Origin of the sequence: Pantoea sp. B_9 (assembly GCF_008632015.1) — a bacterium.
Lineage (GTDB): Bacteria > Pseudomonadota > Gammaproteobacteria > Enterobacterales > Enterobacteriaceae > Pantoea > Pantoea dispersa.
Window position 1 is genome coordinate 1,392,719 of record NZ_VWVL01000001.1, and the last position, 16,929, is coordinate 1,409,647.

The window sequence follows — 16,929 nt, forward strand, 5'->3', positions numbered from 1 at the left end:
GCGCAATTTGTTGCGCTTGTTTTCCCTATCCAGCGCGCTAAATCGCGCCGCTACAAAAGAATAATCCGGGAACAGTTCACTATGATTCAGAGCAATATGGCCCCGATGGGCATGGCGGTGACGCCACATCACCTTGCCAGCGAAAGCGCACTGGCAGTTCTGCGTGAAGGCGGCAACGCGCTGGAAGCCATGGTGGCCGCCGCGGCGACCATTGCGGTGGTTTACCCACACATGAATGGCCTCGGCGGCGACGGCTTCTGGCTGGTGGTGCCGCCCGGTGGCGATCCGATTGCTATCGATGCCAGCGGCGCCGCCGGTTCGCTGGCGCACCCCGACTTCTATCACGGTGAGAGCCATATTCCGCATCGCGGCCCTAAAGCGGCACTGACGGTCGCCGGCACCGTCAGCGGCTGGCAGGAAGCGCTGACGCTGGCGCACGAACTGGGCGCGACGCCGCTGCCACTGAGCCGTTTGCTGCGCGATGCGATTCGCTATGCGGCCGATGGCATTCCGGTCACCGCCTCGCAGGCGGCAGCGACGGCGGCTAAACAGCATGAGCTGCAACATCAGCCCGGTTTTGCCGCCACCTTTCTGCCTGATGGCACACCGCCCGCCGCCGGCAGTCGTTTTACCCAGCCGGCGCTGGCGCAGACGCTGAGCGTGCTGAGCGAGCAAGGGCTGGAGAGCTTTTATCGCGGTGAGCTGGCGCACCATCTGGCCCGCGAAATGGGCGCGCTCGGCATGCCGATTACGCTGGACGATTTACACCGGCAGCGCGCCCGGCGCTGCACGCCGCTGCACCTCGCGCACAGCGAAGGCGATATCTGGAACATAACGCCGCCAACGCAGGGGCTGGTATCGCTGGCGATCCTCGGGATCACCGATCGTCTGGCGATGGCCGACGCCAGTGAAGCGCAGACGGTGCACCGCATCGTTGAAGCCACCAAACAGGCCTTTGCCTTGCGCGATCAACACATCACCGATCCGCGTCACATGGCGATTGATGTGCAGTCGCTGCTGAATGCCGATTATCTCGGCACGCTGGCCGCGCAGGTGCAGGACGATCGCGCCGCGCCCTGGGGCACCGGACGCGGACCGGGCGATACCGTGTGGATGGGGGTGATGGACAGCAGCGGCCTGGCGGTCTCCTTTATCCAGAGCATTTACCACGAATTTGGCAGCGGCGTCGTGCTGCCCGGCACCGGTATTACCTGGCAAAACCGTGGCGCGGCGTTCAGCCTGCAGCCGGATCACCTGCTGACGCTGGCACCGGGCAAACAGCCGTTCCATACGCTCAATCCAGCGGCGGCGCGCCTGAAGGATGGCCGCACGCTGGTGTACGGCTCAATGGGCGGTGATGGCCAGCCGCAAACCCAGGCAGCGATCTTTACCCGCTATGTCATTCAGAGCCAGCCGCTGCAGCAGGCGGTCAGCGCACCGCGCTGGCTACTTGGCCGCACGTGGGGCCAATCCTCGGACTCCCTCAAGCTGGAGGCGCGCATCGCGCCTGAAACCGTGCAGCAACTGCGCGCGCTCGGTCATGAGGTCGAACTGCTGGCTGAATACAGTGAAGTGGTGGGCCACGCTGGCGCCATCGTCAGACACAACAATGGCATGCTGGAAGGCGCGTTTGATCCTCGCAGCAACGGCAGCGCTGCCGGTTTTTAACGTAGACAATCATGAGTGCACAACCGGACTGGGCAACCTATATCGCCCAAATGGAACAGATTCTGGCGCTGGAGCTGGACGACACGCGCCGCGCCGAACTGCTGACGCAGTTTAACCGTATCGCCGCGATGGCGCAGCCGCTGATGGCGCTGCCGCTGGACGATCGCCTGGAAGTGGCGGGAGTGTTTCATCCATGACGCTGGCAGCCTTATCGATTAGCCAGCTGCAGCAGGCACTGGCGCAGGGCGATCTCAGCGCGCGCGACATCGCACAGCAGACGCTGGCCGCCATTGAACAGCATAACCCGGCCATCAACGCCTGGACCGCCGTCACCGCGCAGCGCATGCTGCGGGAAGCCGATCGGCTGGATCAGCAGCGTCAGCGCGGCGAGCCGCTGCCGGCGCTGGCTGGCATTCCCTATGCGGTAAAAAACCTGTTTGACGTCGCCGGTCACAGCACGCTTGCCGGTGCCAGCCTGTTCAGCGAGCGACCGGTGGCACAGCAGGATGCGTGGGCGGTCTCTCAGCTGCAGCAGAGCGGCGCGCTGCTCTCCGGCATGCTGAATATGGACGCCTACGCCTACGGCTTTACCACCGAGAACACCCATTATGGTGCCACCCGCAACCCGCGCGATCTGTCGCGCGTGGCCGGTGGCTCATCTGGCGGTTCCGCGGCAGCCGTCGCTGCCGGGCTGGTGCACTTTTCACTCGGCACCGACACCAACGGCTCGATTCGCGTGCCTGCTTCGCTGTGCGGCATTTTCGGCCTGAAACCTACCTTTGGTCGTCTGTCGCGCAGCGGCAGCCATCCGTTTGTCGCCAGCCTCGATCACATCGGTCCGTTTGCCCGCTCGGTGGAAGATTTGAGTCTGGTCTACGATGCGCTGCAGGGCGGCGACGCCAGCGATGCGTTTCAGGCGGCGCGCCCTGCGGAACCGGTCAGTGACAGGCTCTCTGCAGGCAGCGAAAAGCTGCGCAGCGCGGTACTGGGCGGCTTTTTTGCTGACTGGTGCAGCGATGAGGCGCGCGCGGCGGTGACGGTAGCGGCCAGCGCGCTCGGCGCGACAGAAGAAGTGACGCTGCCCCAGGCAGAACTGGCGCGCTCGGCCGCGTTTATCATGACCGCCGCGGAAGGCGGCAATCATTATCTGCCAGCGCTGCGCACCCAGCCAGAACGCTTTGAGCCGAATTCACGCGAACGCCTGCTGGCTGGCGCGATGCTGCCCGCCGCGTGGTATGTGCAGGCCCAGCGTTTCCGCCGTCACTTCCAGCAGCAGGTGCTGCCGCTGTTCGACCATTATGATGTGCTGATCGCTCCGGCCACGCCCTGTACCGCCACCACCATCGGCCAGGAAACCATTCACATCAACGGTCAGGATTTGCCGACACGCGCCAGCATGGGCATGCTGACGCAGCCGATTTCGTTCCTCGGCCTGCCGGTGTGTAGCGTACCGCTGCTCACTGCCAGCGGCTTACCGATTGGCCTGCAGCTGATTGCTGCGCCGTTTAACGAACAGCTGGCGCTGCGCGCCGCCTGGGCACTGCAGCAGCAGGGTGTGACGCTGCCACAAACCTCTTTTATGGATGCCTGAAGATGACACCTGAACATATCGATCGTCCGGCGATACTGGCTGAAGTCACCGCCGCGTTTTACCGCTACGAGCAGGCGCTGGTGAGCAATGATGTCGCCGTGCTGGACGAGTTGTTCTGGCACGATGCGCGTACGGTGCGACTCGGTGCCGGAGAGAATCTGTACGGGATTGACGAAATTCGCGCCTTTCGCGCGGCGCGTCCGTCAAAGGGGCTCGATCGCACGCTGCGCAATACGGTCATCACCACTTTTGGCGATGATTATGCGGTGTGCAGCACCGAGTTCACCCGCGAGGGCGTAGAGAAGATCGGTCGTCAGCAGCAGACCTGGGTGCGGCTGCCGTGCGGCTGGCGCATCGTGGCAGCGCAGGTGAGTTTGATGAGCTGAGCGGACGCGAGTGTTGCCCTCTCCTGGCAAGAGAGGGCACACATCCGTGAAAGGTAAGGCCGCTCAGGCAGCCGGATGCGTCTTCATCCAGTGATCGGCAATCTGCTGACGCGTGCACACCCACACCTTGTCGTGCTGCTGGATATGGTCGAGGAAACGCTGCAGCGCGCGGAATTTCCCCGGACGCCCCAGCAGACGGCAGTGCATGCCAATCGACATCATCTTCGGCGCAGTCGCGCCCTCTTCATACAGCACATCAAAGGTATCGCGCAGATAGGTATAGAACTGCTCGGCGGTGTTGAATCCCTGCGGCGTGGCGAAGCGCATGTCGTTGCACTCCAGCGTGTAGGGAATGATCAGATGCGGCTTCACCGTGCCGTCCTGACAGGTGACCTGCGTCCAGAAGGGCAGATCGTCACCGTAGTAATCGCTGTCGTAGCTGAAGCCGCCCTGCTCGACCACCAGCCGCCGCGTATTGGGGCTGTCGCGCCCGGTATACCAGCCGGTGGGCGCTTTACCGAATAACTCGGTGAGCACGTCCACTGCCTGCTGCATGTGCTGACGCTCGGTTTTGGCATCCATCCCCTGATAGTGAATCCAGCGCCAGCCGTGGCTGACCACATCGTAATCGGCGGCTTTGATGGCCTCGACAATCTGCGGGTGCCGCGCCAGCGCCATCGCGACGCCAAAGATGGTCAGCGGCAGGCCGCGCTGCTGAAACTCCTGATGGATGCGCCAGAAACCGGCACGCGAGCCGTACTCATACAGGGAATCCATCGACATGTGGCGATCGGCATAGCTGGCGGCACCGATGATGTCGGAGAGAAACTGCTCAGAGCCCGCGTCACCGTGCAGCACATTGTTTTCAGCGCCCTCTTCATAATTGAGCACGAACTGCACCGCCACCCGCGCCTCACCCGGCCACTGCGCGTGCGGCGGCTGGCCCGCATAGCCAATCAGATCGCGCGGATAATTTTTGTTGAAGCTGTACTCTTTCTTTTCAGATACATCACTCATTCTGCAAGTTCCTGTCATCAGTCCTCAACCAGCCCTTAGTTTAGGTGCTGAAATGCCGCGCTGAGCGGTTTTTTAATCGGGTAAGCCAGATCGCCGTGTTTGCTGGTACCAAAGCCCAGCGCCAGTAATGACTCGACCATTTTCACCGCCGCACTGACGCCATCAATCACCGGCAGGCCCAGTTCTTTAGTCAGATCCTGCGCCAGCGACGCCATGCCGCCGCAGCCCAGCACAATCGCCCCGCTGCCATCTTCACGTTTCGCCTGCAGACAGCGCTCACGCACTTTCTCCTGCGCGACGCCGCTGCCGTCCTCAAGCGCCAGCACCGGCAGGTCAATGGCGTGCAGCGCGGCACAGTGATGGCTGAATCCGTATTGCTGCAGCAGATGGCGGGCGATCACCAGCGTGCGCGGCAGCGTGGTGACAATCGAAAAGCGCGTCGCCACCAGCGTCGCGGTGTGCATCGCCGCTTCGGCAATGCCAATCACCGGTCCGCTCGCCAGTTCGCGCGCCGCCAGCAGTCCCGGATCGCCAAAGCAGGCGATGATGTGGCCGCTGACGCCCTGCTCTTTGCCGCGTTTTACCTGTTCCAGCACGCCCACCGCGGCAATCGCTTCATCAAAGTGCCCTTCAATGGAGGGCACGCCCTCGCTCGGGCACACCGCCAGAATCTCCGTGCCAGGCGCGGCCACGGCGCGTGCCGCTGCGCCGATGGTCGCCGTCATGGCGGCGCTGGTATTCGGGTTGATCACCTGGATCAGGCTCATGATGCCGCTCCTTTATGACCGGCAAATAACCGGGTGAAATCAGGCAGGGTTTCGCCGCTGCGTTCAAAGTGCAGGCTGGCGACGATATGTTCGAAGTGATGCTGCAGCGCCGTGGTTAACGCCGGCAGATCGTTTTGCCGCAGCAGATCCACCAGCCGATCGTGATGATCGCAACGACAGCCGCGCTGCCAGGGGGCACCGTAAGCGGCGATCACCAGTGAGGAGCGCTGCGTCAGGCGCGTCACCATGTCAGTCAGCACCTGGTTGCCGGAAATCGCCTGCAGTTGGATATGAAAAGCCGCAGACAGACGGATGGCGGCGGCCCCGTCGTGCTGCTGGTGCGCCTGCTGCTCGTCGGCAATTAAGCCACTCAGCGCGGCGAGATGCGGCGGCTGCAGATGCGCCAGCACCGCCGGCAGGTTGGCGCACTCCAGCAGGCTGCGCGTGGCGAAGATGTCGCGCGCTTCCTCCACGCCCGGCGTCGCCACCTGTGCACCACGTCTGGGCGACAGGGTGATCATTTGCACCGCCGCGAGGCGCTGCAGCACCTTACGAATGCCGGTACGGCTGACGCCAAACACCTCCGACAGCGCCTCTTCCGGCAATTTGCTGCCCGGCGGCAGCTGGTGCTCCACGATGGCGTTCAGCAACGCCTGATAGATAGGTTCGTCTCTGTCATTCAGATCGGCAGCCGTTTTCAGGCCTGTTTCACTCTTCATTACCCGCTCCGGCAAGTGACTGCATGCAGACATCGTATACGTGAAATTCATTTTTTGTATACAAGAAATCAATTCTGGCCTGGATCCTGCAATACCGTTTCACGCTGTCATTATTTTTCCATGAAGTTAAGAGGAGCAGGTTTCATGCCAAATCATTCTGAAGTGACCTCTGCGGTGGCCTCTGAAGCCAACGCCCATTACAGCCCGCGTCTGTGTAACGACGACCTGGCGCCGACCCGCAACCAGAGCTGGTCGTGGTACAACATTTTTTCGTTCTGGATGTCGGACGTGCACAGCATGGGCGGCTATGTGGTGGCGGCCAGCTTCTTCACCCTCGGTCTGGCCAGCTGGCAGGTGCTGCTGTGTCTGCTGGTGGGAATTTGCATCGTGCAGCTGTGCGCTAACCTGGTAGCAAAGCCGAGCCAGATGGCCGGCGTGCCTTATGCAGTGATTTCGCGTCAGGCATTTGGCGTGTTCGGGGCCAACATCCCGGCGGTGATTCGCGGGCTGATCGCCTTCGCCTGGTACGGCATTCAGACCTATCTGGCGGCGAATGCGCTGATGCTGGTGCTGCTGAAGTTCTACCCGTCGTTAAGCAGCATGACGCAGAGCAGCTGGCTCGGCCTGTCGCAGCTTGGCTGGTGCTGTTTCGGCGTCATGTGGCTGCTGCAGGCGATGGTGTTCTGGCACGGCATGAGCGCAATTAAACGCTTTATTGATGTCGCCGGTCCGGCGGTCTACGTGGTGATGGTGGCGCTGGCGGGCTGGATTGTATACAAAACCGGTTTTGACGGTATCTCCTTCACCCTCGCCAGTAAATCACTGAGCGCGGGCGAGCAAACCTGGCAGATGATTACCGCGACTGCGCTGGTGGTCTCTTATTTCTCCGGCCCGCTGCTCAACTTTGGTGACTTCTCGCGCTACGGCAAAAGCATGGGTGAGATTCGCCGCGGCAACCGCTGGGGCCTGCCGTTCAACTTCCTGCTGTTTTCGATTGTGACCGTGGTCATTGTCTCGGGTACTCAGTCGCTGTTTGGCAAAATGATCACCGACCCGATTGAAACCGTGAGCATGGTAGGCAACGATGTGGCCGTCGCTATCGGACTGCTGACCATGATTACCGCCACCATCGGCATCAATATCGTGGCGAACTTCGTTTCGCCAGCATTTGATTTCTCTAACTGCTCACCGCAGAAGATCAGCTTCCGCGCCGGTGGCATGATTGCCGCCGTGGGTTCAGTGCTGTTGACGCCGTGGAATCTGTTCCAGTCGCCGGAGCTGATTCACTACACGCTGGATGTGCTGGGATCGTTTATCGGGCCACTGTTTGGCATTCTGATCGCCGATTTCTACCTGATCAAACGCAGCAAGGTGTACGTTGATGACCTGTTCAACGATACGCCAAAAGGCCGCTACTGGTATCTCGGCGGTTTCAATCCGAAAGCGATTGCTGCACTGCTGCCTTCCGTTGGCATATGTCTGGTGATTAGCTTTATTCCGTCCCTGCACGCAGTGGCAAACTTCAGCTGGTTCATCGGCGTGGCGCTGGGCGCTGGCTGCTACCGCTGGCTGGCGCGCGCTGAACGTGAGGTGCCGCAAGCCACCTATCGTGCGGAAGTGGCGGTACAGAAGGATTAATGTGCTGGTGGTCGCCATGAATGGCGACCGTACGCCAGATGGGTATGATTTAGAAAAGCAAAAAGCCGATGCATTGCTGCATCGGCTTCTTTAAAGAGATTGGCGGAACGGACGGGGCTCGAACCCGCGACCCCCTGCGTGACAGGCAGGTATTCTAACCAACTGAACTACCGCTCCGCGCTTTGTTCCCCGTCGGGAACGAGGCGCATATTAATGGCAGCCTCATCACTCGTCAACGCTTTTTGCAGGCGAATCTCTCGTTTGCCGGTTTTTTCAGCTTAACGACGCTTTTCCACGCAAAATCAGCGGTTTCAGGCGCGCCACAGGCAGCTGCCGCCCTTCTTTTGCACCAGATCGAGCCGGCTCTCATGCGCCATTATCTCTTCATCGCTGGCACTAACCACGCGCAGGCCTGCGCCCGGACGAACGATGCGCTGTATATGCTCACCTTCCACCTGATTGCTCTGCTCGCCTTCCATTGAAAACGCCAGCGAGGTCTGGCCGCCGGTCATGGTGAGGAACACTTCGGCCAGAATCTCGGCATCAAGCAAAGCGCCGTGCAGCGTACGTTTGCTGTTGTCGATCTCGAAACGGTTACACAGCGCATCCAGGCTGTTGCGCTTGCCCGGGAACATTTTACGCGCCATCGCCAGGCTATCGGTGATCTGACAGAAGGTTTCTGTCTTGCCGATGTCGCGCTGCAGCATGGCAAATTCGTAATCCATAAAGCCGATGTCGAACGAAGCGTTATGGATCACCAGCTCCGCGCCGCGAATGTAATCGAGGAATTCGTCGGCGATTTGCGCAAAGGTCGGTTTATCGGCGAGGAATTCATCGGCAATACCGTGTACGCCGAACGCTTCCGGATCCACCAGCCGATCGGGCTTGAGATACATATGGAAGTTGTTGCCGGTCAGGCGACGGTTGATCACCTCAACCGCACCGATTTCAATGATGCGATGTCCTTCGTAATGCACCCCGATCATGTTCATGCCGGTGGTTTCGGTATCGAGGACGATCTGGCGGTTATTTGCAGTGCTCATAGGACTCGTTTTATGTCAGACTTGGCGTTTTGTCAGAAGGAAGTCTACCAGAGATGCGCAAACAGGTAGAAATATTCACCGATGGATCCTGCCTGGGCAATCCCGGTCCCGGCGGCTACGGTGCCATTCTTCGCTACCGCCAGCACGAGAAATTATTCAGCGCCGGCTATCGCCTTACTACCAATAATCGCATGGAGCTGATGGCGGCCATTGTGGCACTGGAAGCGCTGACCCAGCCGTGTGACGTGGTGCTCAGCACCGACAGCCAGTACGTGCGCCAGGGGATCACCAGCTGGATTCACAACTGGAAAAAGCGCGGCTGGAAAACCGCAGAAAAGAAGCCGGTGAAGAACGTTGATCTGTGGCAGCGACTCGACGCGGCGCTCAGTACCCATCAGATTCAGTGGGAGTGGGTAAAAGGCCATGCCGGTCATCCGGAGAACGAACGCTGCGATGAACTGGCACGCAGCGCTGCCGGCAATCCTTCCCTCGACGATATTGGCTATCAGGTTGAGTCCTGATCGCTGGCTTCACGAAACTGCCGCGTGGCATTGACCGCTGGCCGTAACTGGGTTTTGCCGGGCATCATCTTCACTTTGCCCGGCGTCAGCGGGAAGGTGCGCTTACGCGCAACCACGATATTCAGACAGCCCAGCGCCGGCAGGTGCGTGCTGATCATCTTGCCGCCCTGGCGGTGCCACGGCACCACCTGAAAGCGCGTACGATACACCACTTCATAGTTGAGTAAGCTCAGCCAGTCGAGCAGGCGCACCTGGCTGAACATCCGTCCACTCCACGGTGCGCGGCGCTGTAATCCGGGCAGGCCTTTACTGATGCCCAGCAGGCTGAACGGATTGAAGCCGCTGATAATCATCCAGCCGTCATCAATCAGTACACGATCCACTTCGCGCAGTACGCGGTGCGGATCCTGGCTCCAGGCCAGCGTGTGCGCCAGCAGACAGGCATCAATCGATTTGGCTTCAAACGGCAACTGCGTTGCGCTGGCGATGACGTGCAGCCCATCGCCCTCATCGCCCACATTAACCTGATGCGATATGGCACACTGGCGGGTATTGATTTCTGCGCTGAGGCTGCCAATTTTAAGCATATGAAAGCCGTACAGCTTGCCGAGATACGGTTGCAGTTGCTGGGTTAACGCGTCGCGGAAATAGTCGCCCCAGGGCATATCCTGCCAGGAGCGCGGCGCAGTCAGGATTTGGCGTGTTTTCGCTGGCTTCATGCTCTACCATTTTCCTTTTTCTACGACCTGAGAGGTGTTTATGAATCTTACCAGTATTCCCGCGTTGCAGGATAACTACATCTGGACACTGAACGATGAACAGGGACGCTGTCTGATCGTCGATCCGGGTGAAGCCCGACCGGTGCTGGAAAAAATTCACGCCAATCACTGGCAGCCGCAGGCCATTCTGCTGACCCATCATCATCACGATCACGTGGGCGGCGTTAGCGAACTGCTGGAGCACTATCCACAACTTGAGGTTTATGGTCCGCAGGAGACCGCCGATAAAGGCGCGCGCACTATTCTCAGTGACGGTGATGAATTTACGCTGCTCGGGCTAAATTTCCGCGTCATCGCAACGCCTGGACACACTTTAGGACATATCTCATATTTCAGCTCACCTTATCTTTTCTGTGGCGATACGATGTTTTCGGGTGGCTGCGGACGACTGTTCGAAGGCACTGCGCAGCAAATGTTTGAGTCGTTTCAGTCGCTTAATCAACTCCCTGCCGATACGCTTATCTGCTGTGCGCATGAATACACTTTATCCAATATGAAGTTTGCTGCGGCTATTCTGCCTCAGGACCCGAAAATTTTGGCAAGGTATCAGCAAATTAAGGACTTACGCGCAGAAAATCGCATTACTTTGCCAACAAAACTGGCGCTGGAGCGTGAAATAAATTTATTCCTGCGTACGCAAGATCCTGATTTGCAAAAGGCTTTAGGCATTAATGTGTCGTCGGCTCCGTTATGGCAGACTTTTGCCGATCTACGCGAGAAGAAAGACCGTTTTTGATATTTCTGGTTGTGTTGTGCCGGTCGCTAACGTATAGTTGCTCGTCTTTTAAGCGAACTATTGACACACACATGAAGGCTAAAGCGATATTACTCGCCTCGGTCTTGCTGGTTGGATGTCAGGCATCAAGGAATGACGCCAGTATCCCGGTACAGCATGCACAGAGTCTGTCTTCAGCTGGTCAAGGTGAAAATGGAAAGTACGGAGATCGCTTGTTGTCGCCGCGCTGGCAAGATGATGGAACCAGCCTCGCAGAAGACACTGATCTCTGGAATCACATTAGTGACGAGTTGAAGATGGGAATTCCGGAAAACCCGCGAATCCGCGAACAAAAAACAAAGTACTTAAAAAATAAGAGCTATCTCCACGATGTAACATTACGGGCAGAGCCGTACATGTACTGGATTGTCGAGCAGATACAGAAACGTAAAATGCCGATGGAACTGGTACTGCTACCCATAGTGGAGAGCGCTTTTGACCCACACGCAACCTCTTCTGCGAATGCCGCTGGCATCTGGCAGATCGTTGCGCAGACGGGCAAAAACTATGGTTTGAAACAGAACCAATGGTACGACGGACGCCGCGATGTGGTGGCCTCAACCAAAGTTGCGCTGGATATGATGCAGCGTCTGAACGGCATGTTTGACGGTGACTGGTTACTGACCATCGCCGCCTATAACAGCGGTGAAGGGCGCGTGCTGAAGGCGATGAAACAGAACAAGGCGCGCGGTAAGCCGACCGACTTCTGGCATTTATCGCTGCCACGCGAGACCACGGTTTACGTACCTAAAATGCTGGCCCTGAGTGATATTCTCAAGAACAGCAAGCGTTACGGTATTAAGCTGCCAACCGCGAATGAGAGCCGTGCACTGGCTCGCGTTGAAGTGGGACAGCAGATTGAACTGACGCAGGCCGCAGATATGGCCGGTATGTCGCTCAGCAAGCTGAAGACATTCAATGCCGGGTATAAAAACGGCACCACCGCGCCAAACGGACCGCACTATATTATGGTGCCAAAGTCCAACGTGGCTCAGCTGCGCAATTCACTGGCTTCCGGTGATATTGCTGCGGTACAGCCCGGCGAGCTGGCGAAAGTCAGCGCTGCAGGCAATAGCTATAAGGTCCGCAAAGGCGACACCTTATCGGGCATTGCCAGTAAGCTTGGCGTGAGCGTTAGTGCACTGAAGCAGCAGAATAACCTGCGCAGTGCGTCAGTACGCATCGGTCAGACCCTGACCGTTGGCAGCAAAGCTGGCGCGTCGCAGCTGGCGGATAACGGCAACAGCATCACCTACCGTGTACGTAAGGGTGATTCTTTTGCCAGTATCGCCAAACGTCACGGTGTAAACACCAAAGACGTGATGCGCTGGAACAGTGACGCTAAAGATATTCAGCCCGGCGATAAGCTGACGCTGTTTGTGAAGAATAGCGCAACACCCGATACCTGATGCACCGAAAAGGCTGACTTTTGTCAGCCTTTTTCATTATTTACCTTTTCCCGTTCCCGCAGTCAGACACACTCCCGCGTAAACCTCGTTATTTTTTCGCCGCTGCACCATGCCTGTAGCGGTCTGAAGTGGTTTATTGAGCAGGATGCGGCTTCAGCGCTGTGAATCATTCGCTTTGGCGTGCCGCACTGAGCTTAGCGTTTAGCCGCGCCGGGACTGAATTCAACCAGCAGAGGATTATGGTCAGAGGCACGCGTCACCAGCACCGACGCCTCGCTGACCTTCATATCGCGGTAAAAGACAAAATCCAGCGGGCGGCCGAAGGCTTTGCGCCGATGATCATCAGTAAAGTTTACTTCGCGCAGCGCCATCTCACGGGCAAAGCGGTAGAGCGCGTTCATACGCTGGCGGCTCCAGGCATTGAAGTCGCCGGCCATGATCACCGGCCCGCGATGATGCTGGATTTGCTCGCCAATCGGCCCCAGCTGTTTGCTGTACACATCAACGCCGAGGCTGAAATTGACCGCATGAATGTTGACCACCATCAGCATTTCGCCGGTGGGAAGCGGATAGGCAGTGACCAGAGCGGATTTAGACAGCCTCAGTAGCGGCTCACGCTCACGCAGCGGACAACAGTAGACCGGATGGGCAGAAGCCAGCGTCATAACGCCAGAGGGGTGTTGTGGCAGCACAAAGGCCGGCACCTGATCGGCCGCCAGATAATTACTGGTGGCGAACTGCACCAGTTCCGGAGTGGTCTGCGCTTCCTGCAGCAGCACCAGATGGGCATCTTTACCGAAGCCCTGCAGTACTGACATCCAGTCTGCCCGCTGCTGTTTGAAGATATTCCACACCAGCACGCGCAGGATTGGGTCGGCTGGCAGCGGTGCACCGGGCGGTAACGCCTGCCCAAGATGCAGCATCGCCCCTGGCGGAAAAATCCGCTCAGCAGGCTGACCTGCTACATACCGCATTGCATAAGTTTTTTTTCGCACTGTCCCGCCTGGCTGATTTACGACTACTACTTCACCTGACTGTTATAGGGATTTTAGCGCGGGGTTTCAATTGCTGTTATTGATTGTCGGAATTCGCCTCACAGGCAGCAACGGCAACAGCCCGCCATGCGGCAGGCTGTTGTGTGGCTTATTCAATGATGGCTGCCGCGCGCGGCTTATCCAGCTGGCCACTGAGGCGGACCAGCAGCATAGCCGCAAACACTATGACGGCACCCACCCATGGCGTCTGCGCCAGACCGTAATGTTCCACGATGTGACCGCCGACGGTTGAACCCAGTGCGATGCCAATATTAAAGGCCGCGATATTCAGCCCGGACGCGACATCAACTGCGCCTGGCGCATAGTGTTCAGCCTTTTGCACCACGTAAACCTGCAGGCCAGGTACGTTAGCAAAGGCAAAGACGCCCATCACCAGCACCGTGAGCAGCGCGAGGTAATGCATGCTGGCGGTGAACTGGAATACCACTAACAGAATGGCCAGCGCGATAAAAATCAGCGTCAGCGCCGGTACCGCCCCGCGGCGATCGGCCAGCCTGCCGCCCCAGATATTCCCGATCGCCACCGCAATACCGTACCCCAGCAGCACACCGCTGACGGCGGTCGGCGAGAAACCGGCCAGCGATTGCATCATCGGTGCCAGGAAGGTGAAGGTGGTAAAGATGCCATCGTAGCCCAGCGCCGTAATCGCGTAAATCAGCAGCAAACGCGGATTAATCATCACCGCGGCCTGCTGTGCCAGGGAGGTGGCAGGCGGCTGTGCGATGTTACGCGGTACCAGTATCATACTGCTGACCAGTGCAATCACACCCAGCAGAGAGACCGCCAGAAAACTTTCACGCCAGCCAAAGTGCTGGCCAATCAGTGTGCCAAGCGGTACGCCGGTGACCAGCGCCACGGTTAAGCCGCCAAACATGATGGCTATCGCACTGGCAGCCTTCTCTTTGCTTACCAGGCTGGTGGCAATGGTTGAGCCGACGGAGAAGAAAACGCCGTGCGCCAGTCCGGTCAGCAGACGCGCCATCACCAGCGTTTCATAGTTGGGTGCCAGCCAGGCCACCAGATTACCGACGGTAAACAGCGCCATCAGCCCCATCAGCAACTGCTTGCGCGGCAGCTTGCCGGTTAAGGCGGTCAGCACTGGCGCGCCGACGGCCACGCCAAGCGCGTAGATGGATACCAGCATCCCGGCAGAAGGTAACGTAATGCTGAGCTGTTCAGCGATGGTCGGAATCAGCCCGACGATAACAAACTCGGTGGTTCCGATAGCGAAGGCGCTGATGGTCAGCGCCCAGAGTGCAAGTGGCATGGTTGACTCCCAATAATGTTTTGATGGGCGCCATTATCGACTCGTGCTTTAATAACAAAAAGAAGCAAAGTAACAATAAACTTTTGCCTGAGGAGGCATAATGAAGGCATCTTCAGAGGAGTTAAAAGTCTTTATCGCTGTGGTGGAAAGCGGCAGTTTTAGCCGTGCAGCGGAGCAGTTACAGATGGCCAATTCGGCGGTGAGCCGCACGGTGAAGAAGCTGGAGAACAAGCTTGGCGTGTCGCTGCTGACGCGTACCACCCGTCAGCTGGCGCTGACTTATGAAGGCGAACTCTATTTCCGGCGCGTGCAGAAGCTGATCCTTGAGATGGCGACAGCAGAGAATGAGCTGATTGAGCGCCAGCAGGCGCCACAGGGCGTGCTGCGCATCGACGCGGCTACACCGGTGATCCTTAACCTGCTGATGCCGATGATTAAACCCTTTCGCGAACGCTATCCGGCGGTCACGCTATCGCTAATCTCTTCCGAAAGCTTTATCAACCTGATTGATCGTAAAGTGGATGTCGCTATTCGTGCCGGGGATTTAACCGACTCCACGCTGCGTGCCCGGCTGCTGTTCACCAGCTATCGTAAAATGGTCGCTACGCCAGCTTATCTGGCGAAATATGGTACACCGGCGTCGGTGGAGGCGCTGGCACAGCATCAGTGCCTCGGCTTTGTCGAGACGCCTCGTCTTAATCGCTGGCCCGTGTCGGCCAATGGCAGCGATCTGTATGAAATTGACGCGGCGATGTCATCGAACAGCGGAGAGACGATCAAGCAGCTATGCCTTAACGATCAGGGTATCGCCTGCCTGTCGGACTTTATGGTGAATGCGGAAATTGCGGCGGGCACTTTTGTTGAGGTGCTGGCGCACCAGTCGGTACCGGTTGAGATGCCTTTTAATGCGGTGTATTACAGCGATTTAGGGGTGAGCCAGCGCGTGCGGGCCTTTATTGATTTTCTCAGCGAGTGGGTCAGAGATCAGCCCTGGCGCGTGCAGGGCTGATGCACGGGAGAATTAATCCCAGTCTGGTGCCAGGCCTTCCGGGCTGACCAGACGCTGCTGACGATCCAGCGCGGCGATCTGCGCCATGTCGTCCGCATCCAGTGTCAGATCCTGCGCCGCCATATTGCTGGCCAGGTTCTCACGTTTGGTTGAGGAGGGGATCACGGCATAACCCAGTGCCAGTGCCCACGCCAGGACGACCTGCGCGGGTGTGGCCTGATGCTTCTGCGCAATCTGCTTTATCACCTGTTCTTTTAACGCTTCGCCATATGCCAGCGTCATGTATGAAGTGATGTGAATGCCCTGCTGTTTCGCGAACTCCACGACCTGGCGATTTTGCAGGAACGGGTGCAGCTCAATCTGGTTGGTCGCAATGTTCTCTGCGCCCACAGCGGCAATGGCCTCTTTCATCAGGGCAATCGGGAAGTTAGAGATACCAATCTGACGCGTCAAACCCGCCTCTTTCGCTGCCATCAATGCCTGCATGCTCTCTTTGACCGATACCGCTGCACCCGGCGATGGCCAGTGGATCAGCGTCAAATCGACATAGTCGGTACGCAGTCTCGCCAGGCTCTGCTGCAGGCTGGGGATCAGTTTGTCGGCGGCGAGATTCTCAATCCAGATTTTAGTGGTGATAAACAGCTCATCACGTGCCACGCCGCTTTCGGCAATCGCCTGACCTACGGCAGCTTCGTTTTCATAAATTTGAGCGGTATCGATGGTGCGGTAACCAAGTTCCAGTGCGGTTTTCACTGAATGAATAACGACATCGTCCTGCAGACGAAATGTTCCTAAACCAAAAGCGGGGATTGTCATGTTTTCCTCATCATTGCGTTGAATGTTGCGATGAGGCGTATTGTGGCAGGATTATTGTTGCTGAAAAATCCGCTTATGAGCAGAGGAATTTTGCGTTTTACTCAACAATGGCGGGTTTTTAGCGGACATGAAAAAGCCCTGACTTTGCAGTCAGGGCTTCTCAGTTTAAGTGGCGGAACGGACGGGGCTCGAACCCGCGACCCCCTGCGTGACAGGCAGGTATTCTAACCAACTGAACTACCGCTCCACCGATTCTGTACTGATATCAGACCGTCGCTGATTTCAGGTGTTTCGCCCTTTCCGCGTCACCGGGAAGGTCACGACCCGATTAGGGGTCTTAAATTGATGCCTGGCAGTTCCCTACTCTCGCATGGGGAGGCCCCACACTACCATCGGCGCTACGGCGTTTCACTTCTGAGTTCGGCATGGGGTCAGGTGGGACCACCGCGCTGTTGCCGCCAGGCAAATT

The 16,929-nt window shown here is 58.2% G+C and carries 16 protein-coding genes, 2 tRNA genes, 1 rRNA gene and 1 pseudogene; 9 read left to right on the plus strand and 11 right to left on the minus strand.

Annotation, left to right across the window (positions count from 1 at the left end):
- Positions 1-81 precede the first annotated feature (81 nt).
- From F3I21_RS06715 to hpxZ, 4 genes are read left to right on the plus strand one after another with little or no spacing between them, the layout of a single operon-like run.
- Complete coding sequence (locus tag F3I21_RS06715; RefSeq protein WP_150058540.1) at positions 82-1,668, plus strand: gamma-glutamyltransferase family protein; 1,587 nt, start codon at positions 82-84, stop codon at positions 1,666-1,668.
- Positions 1,669-1,679: 11 nt separating this feature from the next.
- A complete protein-coding gene (gene hpxX, locus F3I21_RS06720; RefSeq protein ID WP_010616983.1) occupies positions 1,680-1,865 on the plus strand; it encodes an oxalurate catabolism protein HpxX in 186 nt (61 codons plus the stop codon).
- Positions 1,862-3,259 (plus strand): AtzE family amidohydrolase, encoded by a 1,398-nt coding sequence (locus F3I21_RS06725; RefSeq protein WP_150058541.1) that lies wholly within the window; start codon positions 1,862-1,864, stop codon positions 3,257-3,259. The genes hpxX and F3I21_RS06725 overlap by 4 nt, the downstream gene beginning before the upstream one ends.
- A gap of 2 nt (positions 3,260-3,261) precedes the next feature.
- Positions 3,262-3,645: an oxalurate catabolism protein HpxZ gene (gene hpxZ, locus F3I21_RS06730; RefSeq protein WP_058769325.1), complete on the plus strand. Its 384-nt coding sequence runs from the start codon at positions 3,262-3,264 to the stop codon at positions 3,643-3,645.
- Positions 3,646-3,708: 63 nt separating this feature from the next.
- On the opposite strand, the gene puuE is transcribed toward hpxZ, so the two are convergent.
- From puuE to F3I21_RS06745, 3 genes are read right to left on the minus strand one after another with little or no spacing between them, the layout of a single operon-like run.
- The gene (gene puuE, locus F3I21_RS06735; protein WP_021507302.1) at positions 3,709-4,662 is read right to left on the minus strand and encodes an allantoinase PuuE; all 954 of its coding nucleotides are present in this window, start codon (positions 4,660-4,662) and stop codon (positions 3,709-3,711) included.
- Between the two features lie 35 nt (positions 4,663-4,697).
- Positions 4,698-5,429: an allantoin racemase gene (gene hpxA / locus F3I21_RS06740; RefSeq protein ID WP_150058542.1), complete on the minus strand. Its 732-nt coding sequence runs from the start codon at positions 5,427-5,429 to the stop codon at positions 4,698-4,700.
- Positions 5,426-6,148 (minus strand): GntR family transcriptional regulator, encoded by a 723-nt coding sequence (locus F3I21_RS06745; RefSeq protein WP_058769324.1) that lies wholly within the window; start codon positions 6,146-6,148, stop codon positions 5,426-5,428. The genes hpxA and F3I21_RS06745 overlap by 4 nt, the downstream gene beginning before the upstream one ends.
- 144 nt (positions 6,149-6,292) lie before the next feature.
- Here F3I21_RS06745 and F3I21_RS06750 point away from each other — a divergent pair, with 144 nt between their 5' ends.
- A complete protein-coding gene (locus tag F3I21_RS06750) occupies positions 6,293-7,786 on the plus strand; it encodes an NCS1 family nucleobase:cation symporter-1 (RefSeq protein ID WP_150058543.1) in 1,494 nt (497 codons plus the stop codon).
- Between the two features lie 100 nt (positions 7,787-7,886).
- On the opposite strand, the gene F3I21_RS06755 is transcribed toward F3I21_RS06750, so the two are convergent.
- Positions 7,887-7,963: transfer RNA gene (locus F3I21_RS06755), tRNA-Asp, on the minus strand.
- A gap of 134 nt (positions 7,964-8,097) precedes the next feature.
- Positions 8,098-8,829 carry a DNA polymerase III subunit epsilon gene (gene dnaQ / locus F3I21_RS06760; protein WP_058758031.1) on the minus strand — a complete coding sequence of 244 codons (732 nt, stop codon included), beginning with the start codon at positions 8,827-8,829 and terminating at the stop codon, positions 8,098-8,100.
- Between dnaQ and rnhA the strand changes: the two are divergent.
- A pseudogene (gene rnhA / locus F3I21_RS06765) lies at positions 8,783-9,350 on the plus strand (ribonuclease HI). The gene dnaQ and the pseudogene rnhA overlap by 47 nt on opposite strands.
- On the opposite strand, the gene F3I21_RS06770 reads toward rnhA, so the two are convergent.
- Entirely contained in the window at positions 9,335-10,069 is a 735-nt protein-coding gene (locus F3I21_RS06770) for a class I SAM-dependent methyltransferase (protein WP_021507307.1), read from the minus strand. The pseudogene rnhA and the gene F3I21_RS06770 sit on opposite strands and share 16 nt — an antisense overlap.
- A gap of 40 nt (positions 10,070-10,109) precedes the next feature.
- Here F3I21_RS06770 and gloB point away from each other — a divergent pair, with 40 nt between their 5' ends.
- Positions 10,110-10,865 carry a hydroxyacylglutathione hydrolase gene (gene gloB / locus F3I21_RS06775; protein ID WP_150058544.1) on the plus strand — a complete coding sequence of 252 codons (756 nt, stop codon included), beginning with the start codon at positions 10,110-10,112 and terminating at the stop codon, positions 10,863-10,865.
- 71 nt (positions 10,866-10,936) lie between these two features.
- Complete coding sequence (gene mltD, locus F3I21_RS06780; protein WP_031279674.1) at positions 10,937-12,313, plus strand: murein transglycosylase D; 1,377 nt, start codon at positions 10,937-10,939, stop codon at positions 12,311-12,313.
- 194 nt (positions 12,314-12,507) lie between these two features.
- On the opposite strand, the gene F3I21_RS06785 is transcribed toward mltD, so the two are convergent.
- Positions 12,508-13,308 carry an endonuclease/exonuclease/phosphatase family protein gene (locus tag F3I21_RS06785; RefSeq protein WP_150058545.1) on the minus strand — a complete coding sequence of 267 codons (801 nt, stop codon included), beginning with the start codon at positions 13,306-13,308 and terminating at the stop codon, positions 12,508-12,510.
- A gap of 148 nt (positions 13,309-13,456) precedes the next feature.
- On the minus strand, positions 13,457-14,635 hold the full coding sequence (locus F3I21_RS06790) for an MFS transporter (protein ID WP_150058546.1): 1,179 nt from the start codon (positions 14,633-14,635) through the stop codon (positions 13,457-13,459).
- A gap of 100 nt (positions 14,636-14,735) precedes the next feature.
- On the opposite strand from F3I21_RS06790, the gene yafC reads away from it, so the two are divergent.
- Positions 14,736-15,644: a DNA-binding transcriptional regulator YafC gene (gene yafC / locus F3I21_RS06795; RefSeq protein ID WP_021507312.1), complete on the plus strand. Its 909-nt coding sequence runs from the start codon at positions 14,736-14,738 to the stop codon at positions 15,642-15,644.
- A 12-nt stretch (positions 15,645-15,656) separates the two neighbouring features.
- On the opposite strand, the gene dkgB is transcribed toward yafC, so the two are convergent.
- The 3 genes from dkgB to rrf all read right to left on the minus strand — a co-directional run bounded on the left by dkgB (position 15,657) and on the right by rrf (position 16,923).
- Positions 15,657-16,460, minus strand: a complete 804-nt coding sequence (gene dkgB, locus F3I21_RS06800; RefSeq protein ID WP_150058547.1) for a 2,5-didehydrogluconate reductase DkgB — start codon at positions 16,458-16,460, stop codon at positions 15,657-15,659.
- A 170-nt stretch (positions 16,461-16,630) separates the two neighbouring features.
- Positions 16,631-16,707 (minus strand) — tRNA-Asp (locus F3I21_RS06805).
- Positions 16,708-16,807: 100 nt separating this feature from the next.
- A 5S ribosomal RNA gene (gene rrf / locus F3I21_RS06810) occupies positions 16,808-16,923 on the minus strand.
- Positions 16,924-16,929: the final 6 nt, after the last annotated feature.